Source organism: Hyphobacterium sp. (genome assembly GCF_965228115.1).
Classification (GTDB): Bacteria; Pseudomonadota; Alphaproteobacteria; order Caulobacterales; family Maricaulaceae; genus Hyphobacterium.
Map to the genome: position 1 here is coordinate 807,838 of NZ_OZ245794.1, position 17,430 is coordinate 825,267.

The 17,430-nt window shown below is 59.5% G+C and carries 15 protein-coding genes and 1 tRNA gene; 3 read left to right on the forward strand and 13 right to left on the reverse strand.

The genetic code is table 11. The features are described from left to right. The first annotated feature begins 41 nt into the window (after nucleotides 1-41). A complete protein-coding gene (locus ACO079_RS04480) occupies nucleotides 42-1,349 on the forward strand; it encodes a beta/gamma crystallin-related protein (protein ID WP_421792111.1) in 1,308 nt (435 codons plus the stop codon). On the opposite strand, the gene astB is transcribed toward ACO079_RS04480, so the two are convergent. From astB to ACO079_RS04510, 6 genes are all read right to left on the reverse strand, one after another. After that, the gene (gene astB / locus ACO079_RS04485; RefSeq protein WP_421792112.1) at nucleotides 1,331-2,665 is read right to left on the reverse strand and encodes an N-succinylarginine dihydrolase; all 1,335 of its coding nucleotides are present in this window, start codon (nucleotides 2,663-2,665) and stop codon (nucleotides 1,331-1,333) included. The genes ACO079_RS04480 and astB overlap by 19 nt on opposite strands. Further along, nucleotides 2,662-4,122: a succinylglutamate-semialdehyde dehydrogenase gene (gene astD / locus ACO079_RS04490; protein ID WP_421792113.1), complete on the reverse strand. Its 1,461-nt coding sequence runs from the start codon at nucleotides 4,120-4,122 to the stop codon at nucleotides 2,662-2,664. Before astD ends, astB begins: the two co-directional genes overlap by 4 nt. Then, nucleotides 4,119-5,126: an arginine N-succinyltransferase gene (locus tag ACO079_RS04495; RefSeq protein ID WP_421792114.1), complete on the reverse strand. Its 1,008-nt coding sequence runs from the start codon at nucleotides 5,124-5,126 to the stop codon at nucleotides 4,119-4,121. Before ACO079_RS04495 ends, astD begins: the two co-directional genes overlap by 4 nt. Next, nucleotides 5,127-6,392, reverse strand: coding sequence for a hydrolase (locus tag ACO079_RS04500; RefSeq protein WP_421792115.1), 1,266 nt, complete (start codon nucleotides 6,390-6,392; stop codon nucleotides 5,127-5,129). A 192-nt stretch (nucleotides 6,393-6,584) separates the two neighbouring features. After that, nucleotides 6,585-7,799, reverse strand: coding sequence for an OmpA family protein (locus tag ACO079_RS04505; RefSeq protein ID WP_421792116.1), 1,215 nt, complete (start codon nucleotides 7,797-7,799; stop codon nucleotides 6,585-6,587). A gap of 467 nt (nucleotides 7,800-8,266) precedes the next feature. Continuing rightward, nucleotides 8,267-8,342: transfer RNA gene (locus ACO079_RS04510), tRNA-Lys, on the reverse strand. A 168-nt stretch (nucleotides 8,343-8,510) separates the two neighbouring features. On the opposite strand from ACO079_RS04510, the gene ACO079_RS04515 reads away from it, so the two are divergent. Further along, nucleotides 8,511-9,068: a hypothetical protein gene (locus ACO079_RS04515; RefSeq protein ID WP_421792117.1), complete on the forward strand. Its 558-nt coding sequence runs from the start codon at nucleotides 8,511-8,513 to the stop codon at nucleotides 9,066-9,068. Here the strand turns inward: ACO079_RS04515 and tgt are convergent. Together tgt and queA are read right to left on the reverse strand one after the other, a co-directional pair. Beyond that, entirely contained in the window at nucleotides 9,065-10,192 is a 1,128-nt protein-coding gene (gene tgt, locus ACO079_RS04520) for a tRNA guanosine(34) transglycosylase Tgt (protein WP_421792118.1), read from the reverse strand. The two genes, ACO079_RS04515 and tgt, sit on opposite strands and share 4 nt — an antisense overlap. After that, on the reverse strand, nucleotides 10,189-11,247 hold the full coding sequence (gene queA, locus ACO079_RS04525) for a tRNA preQ1(34) S-adenosylmethionine ribosyltransferase-isomerase QueA (RefSeq protein ID WP_421792119.1): 1,059 nt from the start codon (nucleotides 11,245-11,247) through the stop codon (nucleotides 10,189-10,191). The genes tgt and queA overlap by 4 nt, the downstream gene beginning before the upstream one ends. Nucleotides 11,248-11,315: 68 nt before the next feature. Here queA and ACO079_RS04530 point away from each other — a divergent pair, with 68 nt between their 5' ends. Further along, on the forward strand, nucleotides 11,316-12,347 hold the full coding sequence (locus tag ACO079_RS04530; protein WP_421792120.1) for an endonuclease/exonuclease/phosphatase family protein: 1,032 nt from the start codon (nucleotides 11,316-11,318) through the stop codon (nucleotides 12,345-12,347). Here the strand turns inward: ACO079_RS04530 and ACO079_RS04535 are convergent. Genes ACO079_RS04535 through gyrA form a run of 5 tightly spaced genes read right to left on the reverse strand, consistent with a single transcriptional unit; the run spans nucleotide 12,344 to nucleotide 17,410 of the window. After that, the gene (locus ACO079_RS04535) at nucleotides 12,344-12,691 is read right to left on the reverse strand and encodes a VOC family protein (protein WP_421792121.1); all 348 of its coding nucleotides are present in this window, start codon (nucleotides 12,689-12,691) and stop codon (nucleotides 12,344-12,346) included. The genes ACO079_RS04530 and ACO079_RS04535 overlap by 4 nt on opposite strands. A 3-nt stretch (nucleotides 12,692-12,694) precedes the next feature. Beyond that, a complete protein-coding gene (locus ACO079_RS04540) occupies nucleotides 12,695-13,150 on the reverse strand; it encodes a peptidylprolyl isomerase (RefSeq protein ID WP_421792122.1) in 456 nt (151 codons plus the stop codon). A gap of 5 nt (nucleotides 13,151-13,155) precedes the next feature. After that, nucleotides 13,156-14,163, reverse strand: a complete 1,008-nt coding sequence (locus tag ACO079_RS04545; protein ID WP_421792123.1) for a peptidylprolyl isomerase — start codon at nucleotides 14,161-14,163, stop codon at nucleotides 13,156-13,158. Further along, on the reverse strand, nucleotides 14,163-14,654 hold the full coding sequence (coaD, locus tag ACO079_RS04550) for a pantetheine-phosphate adenylyltransferase (protein WP_421792124.1): 492 nt from the start codon (nucleotides 14,652-14,654) through the stop codon (nucleotides 14,163-14,165). The genes ACO079_RS04545 and coaD overlap by 1 nt, the downstream gene beginning before the upstream one ends. Beyond that, nucleotides 14,651-17,410: a DNA gyrase subunit A gene (gene gyrA, locus ACO079_RS04555; RefSeq protein WP_421792125.1), complete on the reverse strand. Its 2,760-nt coding sequence runs from the start codon at nucleotides 17,408-17,410 to the stop codon at nucleotides 14,651-14,653. Before gyrA ends, coaD begins: the two co-directional genes overlap by 4 nt. Nucleotides 17,411-17,430: the final 20 nt, after the last annotated feature.

Sequence of the window (17,430 nt, forward strand, 5' to 3'; positions counted from 1 at the left end):
GCGGAGCTTGATGGATTTTTTGGCCAGACCGGGAGCTTGAAATGAACTGGAAGTGGGCATTAACCGCACTGATCGGGGTTTTGGTTTTCTCCGCCGCTGCGGACGCACAACGCGGAAACCGCGCGCTGACATTTTACTCGCAACCTAATTTCCAGGGTCAATCGGTCACGATCAACACGGATGTGACCAATTTCCAGTCGATCGGCTTCAATGACCGTGCCTTGTCGGTACGCGTTGAAGGCCGTGGCACCTGGACGGTCTGCCAGCACTCCAACTTCGGTGGCGTTTGCCGGCAAATCTCGACGGATATTCCGCATCTCAATGCGATCAGCCTGGACGGCCATATCTCCTCTGCCCGAATGGAATATGGCGCGGGACGTCCGGGTGGCACGCGGCCCGGTGGTCGCCCTGGCCGGGGGAACCGGGCGCTGACCTTCTATTCCCAGCCCAACTTTCAAGGCCAGTCCGTTACCATCGATACGGATGTCACCAATTTCCAGTCGATCGGTTTTAATGACCGCGCCCTGTCGGTGCGCGTTGAAGGGCGCGGCAGCTGGACCATTTGCCAGGACTCAAATTTCCGCGGTGTCTGCCGGGAGATTTCGCGGGACATCTCCCATCTCAACCAGCTCAGCCTCGATGGCCATGTGTCATCAGCGCGTATGGAATTTGGCGCCGGCCGCCCCGGCGGCGGTTCAGGAGGTTGGTCGGGCGGCGGTTATCGCGATGATGGCTCCATCACCTTCTGGTCCGGTCCGAACTTTACCGGGCGGTCCGTGACGCTTGATAGAGAAACCAGCAGCTTCAATCGGTTGGGTTTTAACGACCAGGCCATGTCCGCACAGATCAATGGTTATGGCAGCTGGACAGTCTGCGAAGACAATAATTTTGGATCTCCCTGCCGGCGCATTGACCGGGATATCCGCAACCTCAACCAGATCGGACTGGGCAATCGCATCTCTTCGGCCCGTCCGGACTATGATGATGGCGGATTGAACGGCGGCTACTATCCGGGTGGCGGCTATAATGATGGATATGGCGAGAGCGTCCTGATTCTGTTTGCCGGGCCGAACTTTACCGGCCCCTCGGTCCGCGTCCGCCGCGAAAACAACAATCTCAGCAACCGGAATTTCAATGATCAGGCCATGTCAGCCATCGTTGAGGGTCCGGACTCTTGGACCGTGTGTGAGGACGCCAATTTCGGATCTCCCTGCCGCCGGATCGACCGGGATATCCGCAATCTCAACCAGATCGGGTTGGGTAACCGCATCACGTCGGTCCGGCCCGAGCCCAGCTATAATTACTACGGACCCAAGTCCGGATATCGCGATCAACGCTGGAAAGGATAAAAATCCGATCCGAGATCAAGAAGGCCGGTCAGAGCATCCAGCGCTGTCCGGCTTTCTTCTATCAAGGCGGGGTCGCCGAGATCATCCGGGTGCAGCGCGTCGCGATAATGGGCTCGCGCCCAGTCACACAGCGTTTCATACCGCGCATCATTCATCAGGCAGGCGGGGTTAACCGACGCCAGCTCAGCCGGTGTCAGCACCACGCGCAACCGCAGACAGGCCGGCCCGCCGCCATTCCGCATGGACTGGCGCACATCGACGAAGTTCACTCGCCCGATGGGCCCATTCCCGGCCGTCAGCATGTCACAATAATTTCGCGTCGAGTCCGTTTCCTCGCACTCGATCGGCGCATTCAGCATCAACCGGTCGTCACCCGGCATGGCCAGTAATTGCGAGTTGAATAAATAGCTGCTGATCGCATCCCTGATCGGCACGTCGGCCTCGGCCACCTCGACAAATATAGGATCGAATAGTCCGGCCGCAGCTTGCCTGATCTGCTCGAGTGCCTCAGCCTTATCTTCGAAAGCAAGTGTATGGAAGAAAAGGGTTTTCAGCGTACCAACGCAAACAACATCATTATGAAAAGCGCCGGCATCAATCGCCGCCTGTGCCTGACGGATGAACACGCAACGCTTCATGTCCAGACCATGGGCGCGGGCGATGGCCTCGCAGGATTCGCGTGTCTGCCGGGCCGGATAGCGGCCCTGCCAGGTTTCTCCGCTTTCGCGGCCATAAACAAAAATTTCAACGCCCGGCTCACCGTGCTCGGCACACAAGCGGACATGATTGGCCGCCCCTTCATCCGCAAAAGTCGACTGAAGCGGCAGCGGGGCATGGACCTTGAACGCCTGCCCCGGAAAAACCGCGTTAAGCGCGTTCTGGGTTGACTTACCCTCGATGGACCGATGCAATGTCGTCGCCAGATTTGCCGGCGTCATGTGCAATCGCCGGTCCTGTGTATCTGCTGACGGAGATACCATGGCGGCGTTCGCCGCCCACATGGGCGAAGCAGAATAGACGTTTCGCACAAGCACCGGGTCAGCCCGCCATGCGGTTTCAAGCACGCTTGTGTCGGACCCTGAAAACCCCAGCCGCCGCAGATATTCCGTGTCCGGCCTCGCCTGTGGCGGCAATATTCCCTGCACAAGGCCGGCATCTGCCAGAGCTTTCGCCTTGCCCAGGCCTTCCAATACAGCGCCGAGCGGTGAGGAAACCGCGCCCCGGTTTTTATCCGAAGCGACATTGCCGAAGCTGAGTCCGGCATAATTATGGGTCGGGCCGATCAGGCCATCAAAATTAGCTTCAATCGCGCTCATTTCACGCCTTTCAAGGCGATCCGTTCCGGCTTTTCAGCGATCTGGCTGGCAACCGGATAGGCGCAATAATCTGCCGCATAGTAGGCCGATGGGCGCAGATTGCCTGATTGCCCCGGCCCGCCAAACGGCATGCTGGATGCCGCGCCCGGTGTCGGACGGTTCCAGTTGACGATCCCCGCGCGCGCTTCGATCCGGAACCGGTCCCAGAGGTCTGCATCATCGCTGACCAGCCCCGCAGACAGCCCATAGGCCGTATTATTCGCCTCCGCCAAAGCTGCGTCGAAATCTGAAACCCGGATGATCTTGACCAGGGGTCCAAATATCTCGGCATCCGGGTGATCGATCCCCGTTACATCAACTATTCCTGGCGTCACAAAGGCTTTGCCGCGCTCAAGAAGCGACGCCTCACGAATGGACTGTGCGCCCGCTTCCAGCAGCCTGGCCTGGCCCTGGATCACCTGATCGGCTGCGGCCTCGGTCACAAGCGGCCCCATAAACGGTTCAGGATCATCGCTCCAGGCACCCAGTGTCAGCTGATCGGTGAGAGCCGCAAAAGCCGCAACAATGTCATCACCGGCTTCACCCTCTGCAATAATGATTCGCCGGGCACAGGAACATCGCTGGCCCGACGTGATGAAAGCAGAAAACGCCGCAAGCCTCGCAGACGCTTCGGCATCAGCGGCATCCCAGATCACCAGCGGATTATTGCCGCCCATTTCCAGAGCCAGTTGAATGCCGGTTCGACCCGCAAATTTCTTATGAATGAACTGCCCCGTATTGTGCGAACCGGTAAACAACACCCCGTCCAGCCCGGACTGATCCAGCGCAGCCGCACCGGTCTCGCGCGCACCCGGGATCAGGTTCAAAACACCTGCTGGAAGGCCAACAGCCTCCCATTGCCGGATCATCCACTCACCCACTGCGGGCGTCAGCTCCGAGGGTTTGAAAACACAGGTATTTCCGGCAATCAAAGCCGGCACGATATGGCCGTTAGGCAAATGTCCGGGAAAATTATAGGGACCCAGCACAAACATTACGCCCAGCGGTTTATGGCGCAATTCCGCCGCGCCGAAATCTGTTTCCAGATGAGTTGCGCCGGTCCGGTCATCATAGGCCTTGATCGAAATGCCGATCTTTCCGGCCATAGCCGCTGCTTCACCCTGACTGTCCCAGAGCGCCTTGCCGGTCTCGCGCGAAATAAGCTCAGCCAGTTCGCTCTTTTGATCGGCCAACCGCCTGCCAAAGGCTTCCACAACGGCAATGCGTTCCGCCAATGGTGTACGCGCCCAATCAGGAAACGCTTTCCTCGCGGCGGCAAACGCCGCATCAACTCTACCTTGATCAGCGCTTTCGCCCCGCCAGACGACGTCACCGCTTGCAGGGTCCACCGACTGAAAGGCGCTACCGCCCCCGGCAGTCCACTTTCCATCGATATAGGATTGTCCGCTCAGTTTCATTCTGCACTCCAGAGTCGAACGGTTTCACCGCTTGTCACATCCAGCGCGCTTTGGGCTTCGCCATCCAGCAAAAGAAAATCGTCCTCAAATCCGACGCGCGTTCGCACCACGCGGAAGTCTTCAAATCGATTCGTCGACACCAACGCTTCGATCTCACCACTGCCGGATCCGACTGCCAACAACCGGCTTTCGCGGCCGGTCCGCGCCTCCCGTGTCGGCACCGACATCAGCGGGCCACCGTCAAAGACATCGACATAGCCGTTAAATCTCATGCCTTCCCATTCCAGCAATTTACGCGCGCCGATCCCGTGCTTGTGGGTTTTGCCGATCACGTCGCGGGCGGCTTCGGGCAGGATTTCCAGATAGATCGGAAATTTCGGCATCAGATCCAGAATGAACTGATTATCCGAGCTGGCGCTCATCTGATCCGCTTCCTCGAACGTCATCTTGAAGAAGGGCCGCGTGACATGATCGAAGAATGGAGAGGACCCGTCTTCGCGGACAACGCCCCGCAATTCAGACAACACGTTCGGGCCAAAGCGGCCATAATCCGTAGCGATCAGCAAATACCGTGATTGAGCGACTAAGCGTCCGGCGCCCAAACCGCGCGCTTTTTCACCCACGAAGAGCGTGCCGACCTCTGTGTCACCGGCAAAATCATTGACCAGCAGCATGACATGCATGTCAAAACGCCGGCCTGCCTCCTTCGAGGATTGCGCCAGCGTGACAATTTTGAAGTCATAGTAAGGCTTGGACAGGCCGACCGCATCCTTCACCGCCGAACAGCCCAGAACCGCACCGCTTTCCGTATCTTCCAGCATCAGCTGATAGACCAGTTCTGCGGGTGCGCCATGATCCGAGCCAAACGCCGACAGCGATGTTTCCAGCCGCGCGGCGAGCTCGTCGCGGCCAACGGCCAGGCTCGTAAAACCTGTGCCCGCCGCATCTGCCAGCTTCACAAATTCATCGATGTCATCACGGCGTGCCGCCCGCACTCTCAGCATCTACATTCCCCCTGCCGCCAGAGCGCGTGCAGCTTTGGCGTCAAATTCTCCCGATGCAAACTTCATCAGCATGATCGCGGACAGCTTGGCCCGTTCAGGCAGGCTGGACAGCAGAACCATCTCATTGTGTGAGTGGATGTCGGCACCACATGCGCCAAGCGTGTCCACATTGGGACAGCCCGCGGCCCAGAGATTATTACCTTCGCAGACCCCACCGGTCGCATTCCATTTGATGTCGAGCCCCAGAGCCGAACCCGCAGCCCGCGTCCATTCAAACATCTGGGCATTGGCCGGCGTCATGGGCTTGGCCGGACGGGTAAACCCGCCGAATAACTCCGCGGTAATTCCATCCCGTTCTGCAGTTTCCGCTGTCAGCCGGTCCAGATGGCCAATCACCCAGTCCTGATCCGCTTCCTCTGCAACCCGGACGTTGAAACGCACAACACCATTGGCCGGCACGACATTCGGCGGCCCACCGCCATCAATCCTCGACACATTAAAAGTCACCCCTTCGCGCTGACCATTCAGCGTATCCAGGGCCAGAGCGAACTCCGAAGCGGCGATGATCGCATTCCTGCCCAGGTGATGCTCCCGGCCCGCATGGGCTGCGCGGCCGGAGACTTTCAACGACCAGTTGCCCGACCCTTTGCGTGCACCGGCCAGCGAGCCGTCGGCCAGAGCCGGCTCATATGTCATGCCAATATCCGCCTTTGACCCCAGCCTGTGGATGTGCGGGCCAGATCCCAGTGAACCGATTTCCTCATCCGGGCTGATGAAGACATCATAGCCGATCTGCTCGCGGTCCGGATGTCGTTCAAGCGCCATCAGCGCATGAAGCATAACCAGCAACCCGCCTTTCATATCGGCGCCACCGGGCCCGTTCATCCGGTCATCATCCCACATCGACCAGGACTGGAAACTGTCTTCCTTGGGAAAGACAGTATCGTGGTGACCGGTCAGAACGATCCGTATCGGGGCATCAGGGCGCTGCCGCAGATGGAAGGACGGCGTATAGGTCTGCTGCGTGACCTCTCCGTTTTTCTCCACCACGGTTGTCGACTCAAGCGCTTGAGCCGCAATCTCGCCACAGAGCGGAGAAAAGGCCTCCTCCAGACAGGTCCGCATCTTTTCCAGACCATCGGCATTGTGGCTGCCAGAATTGATGTTCACCCAATCCCTCAGCCGGGTCACCATCCCGTCCGCTTGCTGATCGATCCAATCGAGCGCCGCTATTTCCCCGGTATTGAGTGAAATCTTACCGCTCATGAATTGCCTCAATTGAAAGCGTGAAAACCGGGACTGACTGCCGTTCTAGGAAGCCCGTCCAACCGGTCAAGCCTGCGGTGTATTGTTCGCCAGTGCGGCAGGCAGGCGCCCGCGGCGGCCACAAGCGAAAGCACAAAAGAAAACGGCCCGGCCTTATGGCCGGACCGCTTCTTTAGTCAGCTAACCGTCAGATTAGCGGAGGTCGATAAGGACCTCGGCGCGACGGTTGAGCGGCTCACGGACACCATCAGGCGTCTGAACCGCCGGGCGGCTTTCGCCCAGGGCCTGCAGCGAGACCGCGCTAGCCGGAACGCCGAGGCGGACCAGTTCGTCGCGAACCGCACGTGCACGGCGCTCGGAGAGGCCGACATTGTAGGCCGCAGCACCCGAACGGTCAGCGTGACCGTCGATCGAGACGCTGGACACGCCGCAATTGCGAGCCTGGTTGACCGCCTGGTTGATCACCGCACGAGCCTGATCGGTCAGGTTCGAACGATCCCACTCGAAGTAGACCACGAAGCCAACATCTTCACACACCGGGCCCGGAGGCGGCGGAGGCGGAGGCGGAGGCGGAGGCGGCGGCGGCGGCGGCGGAGGCGGCGGCGGAGGTGGAGGCGGCGGAGGCGGCGGAGGCGCTGCGAAGAGATAACGCAGACCGATCCATGCTTCATGACCGCTGAAACGATCCACTTTCAGCTGGGCCTGGTTGGCCGACGCCGCATTGCCTTGACCACCACCGGCTTGGGCGTTGATCGGCAGTGTCGTCGGGAACGGACCGTTATAGGACAGACCGTTGAAATCAGTCTCGCCGACCCAGACATAGCGATATTGCGTGTCAAGGATCAGCTGCTCCGACAGATGCCAGCCAACACCCGCAATCAGGTTGGCGATATAGGTCGCATCATTGTCGTCAACATGAACATAGGCGGCACCGATTGGATTCAGGACGGTGCCGGCTGTGCCGCCACCACCGAATGTCGGCACGCGGCCGCTGTCCCAACCGCCGATGCTGGCGTCAACCAGCGCGGCACCGATACCGGCACCCACGTAAGGAATCGCGAAACCGCTTTCGCCAAAGTCACGATACACATTGACCATACCGGACCACATGTGCATCGAGCTAAAGCTCTGCCCATGATGACCGACCGCACCAAAGTCGTTGAAACGGTGAGCTGCTTCCAACTCGATCCGCCAGCCATCGGCCCAGTCATAACCAAACGCGGCATTCTGGCGCCAGTCACCTGCCCCATCAATGTCGTCGCCTGGGAACAAACCTTCAACTTCAGCAGAGCCGAAGCCGCCATTACCGACGCCAACGCTGGCGTACCAGCCTTCGTCAGCATGTGCGGCACCGGACGCCACAGCGATGGCACCGGTCGCGGCTGCTGTGAGAAGCCACTTTTTCATTTTACCCCCTCCGGAGGCAAAAGCCTCCATCGCGTGAACAAGATCGTCTGGTCTAAAATCCAGACACAAAAGACGCGCTGTTTGAAAACGCGCTGCAAGGATAACTACAGGAATTTTTTTCGGGATGCCACCCCAAAGAGCGCTGAGATGCGTAAGCGGGACAGGCTTTTTTCAGCGCGGAAAGACTTAATAAAAACTCGCTTCTCAGGCGAGAATCCCGCGTCCAGCATTGAATAATGGCCCCAGACTCGCACGCAGCGGGTAATCTGCGTTAAGCAAACTGCGCCTCAGGCGGTGTTGCAATTACGCACCGGTTTGCAGGGATTTGGTCACACGGCGGAGCGGCGCAGTAAAATTGCACTCAGTTTCCAACACAGTGATCGATGTTCGCGGATAGAGATTCGCCCACATCGAAAACAGGAATCCATCACCGCCATTGCAGGGGTCAAAAACAGGGTCGGGGAAAATGGTGAGCCCGCACGGGTTCGAACCGTGGACCTACTGATTAAAAGTCAGTTGCTCTACCAGCTGAGCTACGGGCTCCCAAAGGAGGAGGCACGACGTATAGCGTCCGTCCGGCAAGGTCAATCTTCCGGTTAGAATAATCACATTCTTTCGTGCAGTTCGGAAAGGGTGACGATAGTATTCCGCACCATGAGATCATCACTGCCCCTTCTTGTCACCGCAATCATGATCGCCGGGTGCTCCAGCATGAGCGAGCGGACCGGTGGCGTGGCGTCATCCGGCGTTGAAACAACTCAAAGCGCGGTGCTAGATGCGCTCGGCCGCCCACAGGACCGGCCCGGCCAGATCATGGTCGATGAAGGCGATGAAACTGTTCCGACGCCCTATGGCGGCGAAGGGGCCCGGCGGGTCTGTTCAACCACGGCCCGGGATATTGCGCGGTTGACGGCCGTACTCGGGCCAGAGGCGATATACGTGCCTGAGCGTCAACAGAACGAAACCGAAGATGAACGCACCTGGCGCGAACGCAGCGCCATGTGGGCGCAGCGCGGCGGATCGGCTGTGGGTGATGGCGCTGTAGATCTCTATCGCTCGACGATTGTCGGTCTTAATCCAGCGCGGCCGATACTCCGCTTCGTCGGGCGGGCGGGTGAAATTGAGCGCGAAGCGCGTCAGCAGCGCACGACGGCCCTGAATCGCCGGGCTTATCTAAGAGGTCTTTTCGACGGCTTTGGATGCGGTGAGCGCTATCTGACCCGCGCATTTGACGAGTATGAATTGTCGCTGCCGGGTCAGGCCGACTAGGACCGGCGCGCTTCGCCTTCTGCCCAGCGCACGCGGAACTCACTGGCAAAACTATCAAACTCACCAGAGCGGATCGCCGCGCGCATACGCTGCATAAGATGCTGATAATAGGCTATATTATGCCAGCTTAGTAGCATGGCGGAGAGATATTCCCCGGCCCGGGTTAAGTGGTGCAGATAGGCCTTGGAATAATCCCGGCTGGCCGGACAATCGATCTCGGGCGCCAACGGTGTGTTGTCCTCAGCAAACTCGGCGCGTTTCAGATTAACCGGTCCATAGTCTGACCACGCCTGGCCATGGCGGCCCGAGCGGGTCGGCATGACACAGTCAAACATGTCGATTCCGCGCGCGACCGCCTCCACCAGATCAATCGGCTTGCCCACGCCCATCAGATAGTGCGGGCGGTCATCGGGAAGCGTCGGCACCGTGAAGTCGAGCACCTCGCACATCGCCTCTCGCCCTTCACCGACGGCCAAGCCTCCGACGGCATAGCCGTCAAAGCCAATCTCAGTCAGACGCTGTGCCGACTCCCGGCGGAGGTGTTCATAAACCGAGCCCTGAACGATCCCGAATAGAGCCTGAGCATCCCGCGCGCCGAACGCGTCCTTGCAGCGTTGCCCCCAGCGCAGCGAAAGCTCCATGGAGGTCCGCGCCTCCTCCTCCGTGCAGGGGAAATTCGTGCACTCATCAAGCTGCATCGAGATATCCGCGCCGAGCAAATCGGCCTGGATTTCTATCGCACGTTCCGGGGTCAACTGGTGTTTGGAGCCATCGATATGCGACTGAAACTCCACACCTTCCTCGGTCAACTTGCGCAAGCCCGCCAGGGACCAAACCTGAAAACCGCCGGAATCGGTCAGGATCGGTTTGTCCCAGCGCATGAAGTCATGCAGCCCGCCAAGGCGCTTCACCCGCTCCGCGCCAGGGCGCAGCATGAGATGATAGGTATTGCCCAGAATAATATCGGCCCCGGCCGCCCTCACCTGTTCCGGATAGAGCGCCTTTACGGTCGCCGCCGTTCCAACTGGCATGAAGGCCGGTGTACGGATATCGCCTCGCGGCGTTTTCAGAACACCGGTCCGCGCCGCGCCATCCCGGGCCTGGATCTCAAAGTCGAAACTCACTTCGCGCGCTCGATCAAGCTGGAATCGCCATAAGAGAAGAAGCGGTAATTTTCCTTGATTGCGTGGGCATAGGCCACCTGCATCCGGTTTAGCCCAGCCAGCGCGGACACCAACATAAAGAGCGTGGACTTCGGAAGGTGAAAATTCGTCATCAGCGCATCGGTGATCTGGAATTGATAGCCCGGCGTGATGAAAATATCTGTATCCATTGTGCCGGTTTTTACGCGCCCCTTATCCGCCATGCTTTCAATCGTCCGCAAGGCGGTCGTACCAACCGGGATCACGCGGCGGCCTTCTGCCATGGCGGCATTGATCATGCCGGCAGCCGAATTGGAAATTTCACACCATTCTGAATGCATCTGGTGCTCGGCGACATTTTCGGTTTTGACCGGCAGGAAGGTGCCCGCCCCGACATGCAAGGTGACTTGCGTCATCAAGACGCCGCGCGCCTTCAGAGCGTCCATCAAGCGGTCGGTAAAGTGCAGGCCTGCTGTTGGTGCGGCCACGGATTCAGACTTGTCATCATCGGCATAGATGGTCTGGTAATCATCGGCATCCGCCGCATCGACCTCCCGCTTGGACGCGATGTAGGGCGGCAGGGGCGGCGTTCCTGTGGCTTCAATAGCCGCATCAAGCTCATCGCCCGCCAAATCAAACCGCAGAATAACATCGCCAGCTTCGGTTTTCCGCTCGATCTCCGCGGAGAATGCGCCAAACTGAAGAATGTCGCCTTCGCGCAAACGCTTGCCAGGTTTGACAAAGGCCCGCCAGCCATCGCGGCCATCGCGCTGATGCAAATTCACCGAGACCGCCACATTCTGGCCCGTCGCATCGCGTGCCGGGCGGGTGCCGGACAGCGCGGCAGGCATCACGCGGGTGTCGTTGAACACCATCACATCGCCGGGATGTAAAAGATCCGGCAGATCGCGCACGCCACGATCCGCCAGCGCGCCCTTTGCCGGTACATGCAGCAGGCGCGCAGCATCGCGCGGCCGCGCCGGGCGCAGCGCAATCAGCTCTTCGGGAAGCTCGAAATCGAAATCACTCAGTTTCATCGCGGCGGGGTCTATATTCTGCCGCAAATCCCGGCAAGTAATGTTCTGCGTGTGATGGGAGATAGGGCGTGGCGTTGAGGTTCAAGCGGCGATCAATTGGACGACCCTATTTAACGGACCTCGCGGCGATCGGCCTGGGCTTTGTCGCCATTATGCTCTGGATTGCCCCGGCCTTTGGTTTTGCCGATCTTTACCGCCAGATCTGGCCGCTCTGGGCTCTTGCCTGCATCGCCCTTGTGATCTGGGCAGTCTGGCGCGTGCCATCCAGAGGGATCGCAATCGCGGTGTTGACCCTCGCCATCTGGCTGCCCTCCGCTGGCAGTTTCTGGCAAACCGCGTTTCAAGACACGTCGCGCGGCGACTCCGGCGATGCGATCACCCTCGCCAGTCATAATCTCTGGGGCCGCAATCGCGCCCATGATTTGACGATTGATGTCTTGCGCGAGATCGATGCTGACATCCTTGCCCTGCAAGAGGCCGGGGTCCGCACGCGCGCGATCCATACGGCGCTGGATACTGACTACCCGTTCGAAGCGGAATGCGGCCGGGCACCGGTGCGGCTGTATTCACGGCTACCGATCATCGACTCAGGCTGTATGCGCGACCTGCTGGATGCCAATCGCAGCCTCGGCGATCCGGAATGGTATTGGGATTTCCCGGCCAGCAATTGGGCGCGGATCCGTCATCCCGGTGGCGAAGACTTTGTGGTGGTGAATGTCCACTTCACCTGGCCCAACCCGCTCTCCCTGCAGGATCAGGAACGCATCAATTTCGCCCAGATCGTGAGGCTGTTTGAACAGGACACACTCATCATTCTCGGTGATTTCAACGCTGCAGCGCCTTCGGCGGCACTGGCCCGCTTTGATCGGGACCTCACGCCGACGCGGCGCACACATTCCATAGCGACCTGGCCTTCTCAGGGACGCTGGATAGATGAGCATGGAAACGCCCTGCCCATGCCGACCCTGTTCGCCGGAATTGATCACATCTATGCAGGGGTGCGTTGGCAGACGGTCGATATCAAGGTGGGTCCAAACACCGGTTCCGATCACCGCCCGGTCATTGGCAGGTTTGTGCTCTGGTCAAGACGAGAGCGTTAAGGCCCCAGCAAGCCAATCGTATTGCCCGCCGGGTCTTTCACCCAGGCAAAGGTCTCACCTTGCGGCGTGGGCAATGGCCCCACGATCGCCTCTCCGCCAGCTTGCGCGACCTCATCGACCGACGCCGCCACATCCTCTACGCGGATATAGATATTGACGTAGTTGTGCGGTTCATGACCCAGCGACGTGAAGTGTCCAGACATGCCGTCCGGGCCTGTCGATTCGACGGTACGGGACATGTCGCTGCCCGGCGACACATCCCAGCCGAAGACGCGCTCATAGAACGCCACGGTCTGTTCCAGGTTTTCACACCCGATTTCGAAATGAACAACCGGGCTGGGCATGGCTTAGGCCGCTTCCAGACGCGCCTGGATGATCTTACCCGGCTTGGCCGGCGGCTCACCCTTGGGCAGAGCATCCACATGTTCCATACCGGAAATCACCTCGCCCCAGACGGTGTACTGACCATCCAGGAAAGTCGCATCGTCAAAGCAGATGAAAAACTGGCTGTTCGCACTGTTCGGATCATTCGTCCGGGCCATGGAACACACGCCGCGCACATGCGGCTCACGCGAAAACTCGGCATTCAGATCCGGCTTGTCAGAGCCACCGGTGCCACGGCCCGTCGGATCACCGCCCTGGGCCATGAAGCCATCGATCACGCGGTGAAACACGACACCGTCGTAAAACCCTTCAGAGGCCAGCTCGCTGATGCGCGCCACATGATTGGGCGCGAGATCATCGCGAAGCTTGATGACGACGTCACCGCCATCGAGTTGAAACACCAGGTTTTGATCGGCCATTCATCCTACTCCGTTATGCGGACCGGCACATCAATCTCGCAAATGTCCGTTCCCTGAACCGTATAGGGCTCCAGCCAGCTGGCAAAAGCCTCGCTTGTTGTATCGACCACTTCCACCGTCACCTGACCGTCAAAGCCATCATCGGATCCTACGCGCATTGACCGGATGGTATCCGGCTGAAAGCCGATATCTTGCCCCATCGTACCCACCGCAATGGAATCCACCGCGTCCTGTCCGGCGCGCACGCGGCCCCAGACCGTGTATTGGGCATTCAGATGCTCGGCATTGCCGCGCGTGATGTAAAACTGGCTGCCGGCGCTATTGGGATCATTCGTCCGCGCCATCGCGGCCGCACCTACACAATGCAAAAGCCAGCTTTCCACGCGGCCATCTGCCGTGATGCCAGCCAGAGCAGACGCTTGCGTGCCCGCAGGGAAACCATTCCAGAAGCCCGCCCGGGCCATCGCCGGATTGCTGCGTTCATTGATGACACGGTCTTGTGTTTCCATGATCGTGATCTCGTTCGGATCGCGGCGGACCGTAAATTCACCCGGCACGGGCGGCAATTCGGTACGGTGGTTGGGATTGGTGCGGCTGCCTCCGCCCTGGGCCACAAATCCGTCAATCACCCGGTGCCAGACCAGGAAGTCGTAAAACCGCTCATTGGCGAGCGTGGTCATCCGTTCGACATGCAGCGGGGTGAACTCCGGCGCCAGTTCGACAATGACCATGCCGTGATCTGTTTCGATATAGAGCAGACGGTCTTGCGGCACTTCGCGCCAGGCCTCATCCGGAAACTCCACGGCGGCCACAGCCTCTTCTTCGACCGCTTCGGTCTGAGTTTCGGATTGTGACACCGTTTCCGTTACCGTGCCGGTTTCACTGGCAGCGTCAGCTGCGGCGCTCCCGGTTTCCGCGGCCGCGGTTTCAATTTCGGCTTCCGGCGCGCTTTCCGCGCAGGCCACAGCACTGAGCGACAGGGCGAAGACCGAGGTCAGCCAGATTTTTTTCATCACGCAAATTTCTCCAGCAACATGGCTTTGACCGAGGGGGACACAAAAGCGCTGACATCCCCGCCCAGCCGGGCAATTTCCTTGACCAGCCGCGATGCGACGGCCTGATGGCGCGGGTCCGCCATCAAAAACACGGTCTCGATATCAGGATTGAGCCGTTGATTCATCCCGACCATCTGAAATTCATATTCAAAGTCCGACACCGCGCGCAGCCCGCGGACAATGCTGGAAGCCCCCACCTCTTGGGCAAAATGCATCAGCAGCCCGTCAAAGGGACGCACTTCGATCTCGGTATCGGTTTTCAGCTGCTCAGCAACATGCTCGGCCATCGCCACGCGCTCGGTCAGCGAAAACAGCGGGCCTTTGTCTTCATTAATGGCAACGCCGATTACCAGCTTGTCGACCAGCTTCACCGCACGGTGAATAATGTCGACATGGCCATTGGTGATCGGGTCAAATGTGCCCGGATATAGCGCGATCCGCGAGGTCATGCGTCGGTTTCGCCTTCGGCTGCCGTCTCGTCGTCTTCATCCTCGCCGCTTTCCGCGATGCGGACAACCGAGACCACGGATTCCCCGTCTCGCGGCTTTAAGAGCGTCACGCCCTTCGTGGCGCGCCCGGCAATGCGAACACTGTCGACCGGGAAGCGGATCAACTGTCCGCCATCGGTGACCGCCATGATCTGATCGGCCTCTTCGACCGCGAAGCCGGCCGCCAGCGGCACGCCGCGCGACAAATCATGCCCGGCCACGCCTTGCCCGCCGCGATTCATCACGCGGTATTCATAGGCTGACGAGCGTTTGCCAAAGCCGTCGCAGGCCACCGCCAGGACAAATTCTTCCTTGCCGCCCAGTTCCGCGATGCGTTCCGGCGTGAGGGCCGCTTCCTCGCCCTCTTCCACGGAAATTTCTTCGACGTCTTCGCCGTCTTCGGCCCCGGCCACCGCCCGGCGCATGGCCGCAGCATGTTTCAGATACGCACGTGCTTCTTCTGGTGTGACATCGACATGATGCAGGATCGCCATCGAAATGACGTGGTCTTTGTCGGCCAGCTTCACGCCGCGAACGCCCACGGAATTGCGGCCTTTGAAGACGCGCACATCGGTTGTGGCAAAGCGGATCGCCCGGCCTTTTCGCGTGGTCAGCAGAACATCATCGCCTTCGGTACACAGGCGCACATCAACGATCTGATCTTCGCCTTCCAGCTTCATGGCGATTTTGCCATTGCGATTGACCTGGACAAAGTCTGACAGCTTGTTACGGCGGACCGTGCCGGACGTGGTGGCGAACATCACATCCAGATTTTCCCACTCGCTCTCATCTTCTGGCAGCGCCATAACGGAGGTGATGGTGACGCCTTCCTCCAGCGGGAAGATGTTCACCAGCGCTTTGCCGCGCGTATTGGGCGCACCAATCGGCAAACGCCACGTCTTGGACTTATAGACCATGCCGTCCGACGAGAAGAAGAGAAGCGGCACATGGGTATTGGCAACGAAGAGTGTGGACACAAAGTCCTCATCCTTCATCGACATGCCTGAGCGGCCTTTCCCGCCGCGGCGCTGCGCCCGGTAGTCCGAGAGCGGCGTGCGTTTGACATAACCGCCATGGGTCACCGTCACGACCATCTCTTCGCGCGCGATCAGGTCTTCGTCTTCGACTTCCAGTTCGACATCCAGAATTTCGGTTCGGCGTGGAACCGCGAATTTCTCTTTCGCTTCGAGCAATTCTTCCTTGATAATCGCCTGCACCCGGGCACGCGACTTCAAAATATCCAGCAAGTCCTTGATCTTGTCGGCAAGCCCTTTGGCTTCATCGCCCAGCTCTTCCCGGCCCAAAGCCGTCAGGCGGGCAAGACGCAGATCCATGATGGCCTGCGCCTGTTCCAGGGTCAGGCGCAGCGTATTGCCATCACTGATCACCGAACGCGGATCCGCCACCAGCGCCACCAGCGAGGCGACATCTTTCGCCGGCCAGTCGCGCTCCATCAATTGTTCGCGGGCTGTGGCCGGGTTCGGAGCTTTGCGGATCAGGGCGATCACTTCATCGATATTGGCCACGGCCAGCGCCAGGCCAACCAGGACATGGGCGCGTTCCCGCGCTTTTTTCAGCTCGTGCCGGGCGCGGCGGGCGACGACTTCCTCGCGGAATTGCAGGAATGTCTGCAGATAACCGCGCATTCCCATCAGCTCGGGTCGTCCGCCGACGAGCGAGAGCATGTTGACGCCGAAATTCTGTTGCAGGGGAGACCAGCGATAAAGCTGGTTGAGGATCACCTCCGCATTGGCATCTTTCTTCAGTTCGATGACGACCCGCATGCCATTGCGGTTTGATTCATCACGCAGATCAGAAATGCCTTCCACGCGCTTGTCGCGAACCAGCTCGGCAATCTTCTCGATCATCGAGGCCTTGTTCACCTGATAGGGAATGGCCGTGATGATGATGGCCTGCCGGTCCTTGCGGATCTCTTCAACAGTTGAGGCGGCCCGCATCACCACCGAGCCGCGGCCGGTCGACAGGCCTGCACGCGAACCGGCCCGGCCCACAATCTGACCGCCGGTCGGGAAGTCGGGTCCGGGAACGATGTCCAGCAATCCGAGATCGTCAATCTCCGGATCTTCCAACAGGGCAACCGTTGCGTCGACAATTTCGCCGAGATTGTGCGGCGGAATATTCGTCGCCATACCCACTGCGATACCGCCACCGCCATTCACCAGCAGATTGGGATAACGCGCCGGCAGGACGACCGGTTCGCTTTCCGAACCGTCATAGTTTTCGGCAAAATCAACGGTGGATTTGTCGATATCGGCCAGCAGCGCCTCGGCCGGCTTGTCCATGCGCACTTCTGTGTAACGCATGGCGGCCGGCGGATCACCGTCCACCGAACCAAAATTACCTTGCCCGTCGAGCAGTGGCAGGCTCATGGAAAAATCCTGCGCCATGCGCGCCAGCGCGTCATAAACGGCCTGATCGCCGTGCGGGTGATATTTACCGATCACATCACCGACGACGCGGGCCGATTTCCTGTACTGCTTGTCGCGGGTATAGCCCTGCTCATGCATCGACCAGAGAATGCGCCGGTGCACCGGCTTCAGCCCGTCGCGCGCATCGGGGATGGCGCGGCTGACGATGACGCTCATTGCATAATCGAGATAGGAGCGCCGCATCTCATCTTCGATGGAAATCGGCGCGACACCGGGATCCTCAGGTGGCAAATCGTCGGAAATCGGTGGCTCGTTTTCGTCGCTCAAGGAAGGCCTCTCAGGTCTGC

Excerpts from the sequence above, each read along its gene's own strand:
- ACO079_RS04480 (WP_421792111.1), top strand. The coding sequence starts at position 42 with ATGAACTGGAAGTGGGCATTAACCGCACTGATCGGGGTTTTGGTTTTC.
- astB (WP_421792112.1), bottom strand. The coding sequence starts at position 2,665 with ATGAGCGCGATTGAAGCTAATTTTGATGGCCTGATCGGCCCGACCCAT.
- astD (WP_421792113.1), bottom strand. The coding sequence starts at position 4,122 with ATGAAACTGAGCGGACAATCCTATATCGATGGAAAGTGGACTGCCGGG.
- ACO079_RS04495 (WP_421792114.1), bottom strand. The coding sequence starts at position 5,126 with ATGCTGAGAGTGCGGGCGGCACGCCGTGATGACATCGATGAATTTGTG.
- ACO079_RS04500 (WP_421792115.1), bottom strand. The coding sequence starts at position 6,392 with ATGAGCGGTAAGATTTCACTCAATACCGGGGAAATAGCGGCGCTCGAT.
- ACO079_RS04505 (WP_421792116.1), bottom strand. The coding sequence starts at position 7,799 with ATGAAAAAGTGGCTTCTCACAGCAGCCGCGACCGGTGCCATCGCTGTG.
- ACO079_RS04515 (WP_421792117.1), top strand. The coding sequence starts at position 8,511 with ATGAGCGAGCGGACCGGTGGCGTGGCGTCATCCGGCGTTGAAACAACT.
- queA (WP_421792119.1), bottom strand. The coding sequence starts at position 11,247 with ATGAAACTGAGTGATTTCGATTTCGAGCTTCCCGAAGAGCTGATTGCG.
- ACO079_RS04535 (WP_421792121.1), bottom strand. The coding sequence starts at position 12,691 with ATGCCCAGCCCGGTTGTTCATTTCGAAATCGGGTGTGAAAACCTGGAA.
- ACO079_RS04540 (WP_421792122.1), bottom strand. The coding sequence starts at position 13,150 with ATGGCCGATCAAAACCTGGTGTTTCAACTCGATGGCGGTGACGTCGTC.
- ACO079_RS04545 (WP_421792123.1), bottom strand. The coding sequence starts at position 14,163 with ATGAAAAAAATCTGGCTGACCTCGGTCTTCGCCCTGTCGCTCAGTGCT.
- coaD (WP_421792124.1), bottom strand. The coding sequence starts at position 14,654 with ATGACCTCGCGGATCGCGCTATATCCGGGCACATTTGACCCGATCACC.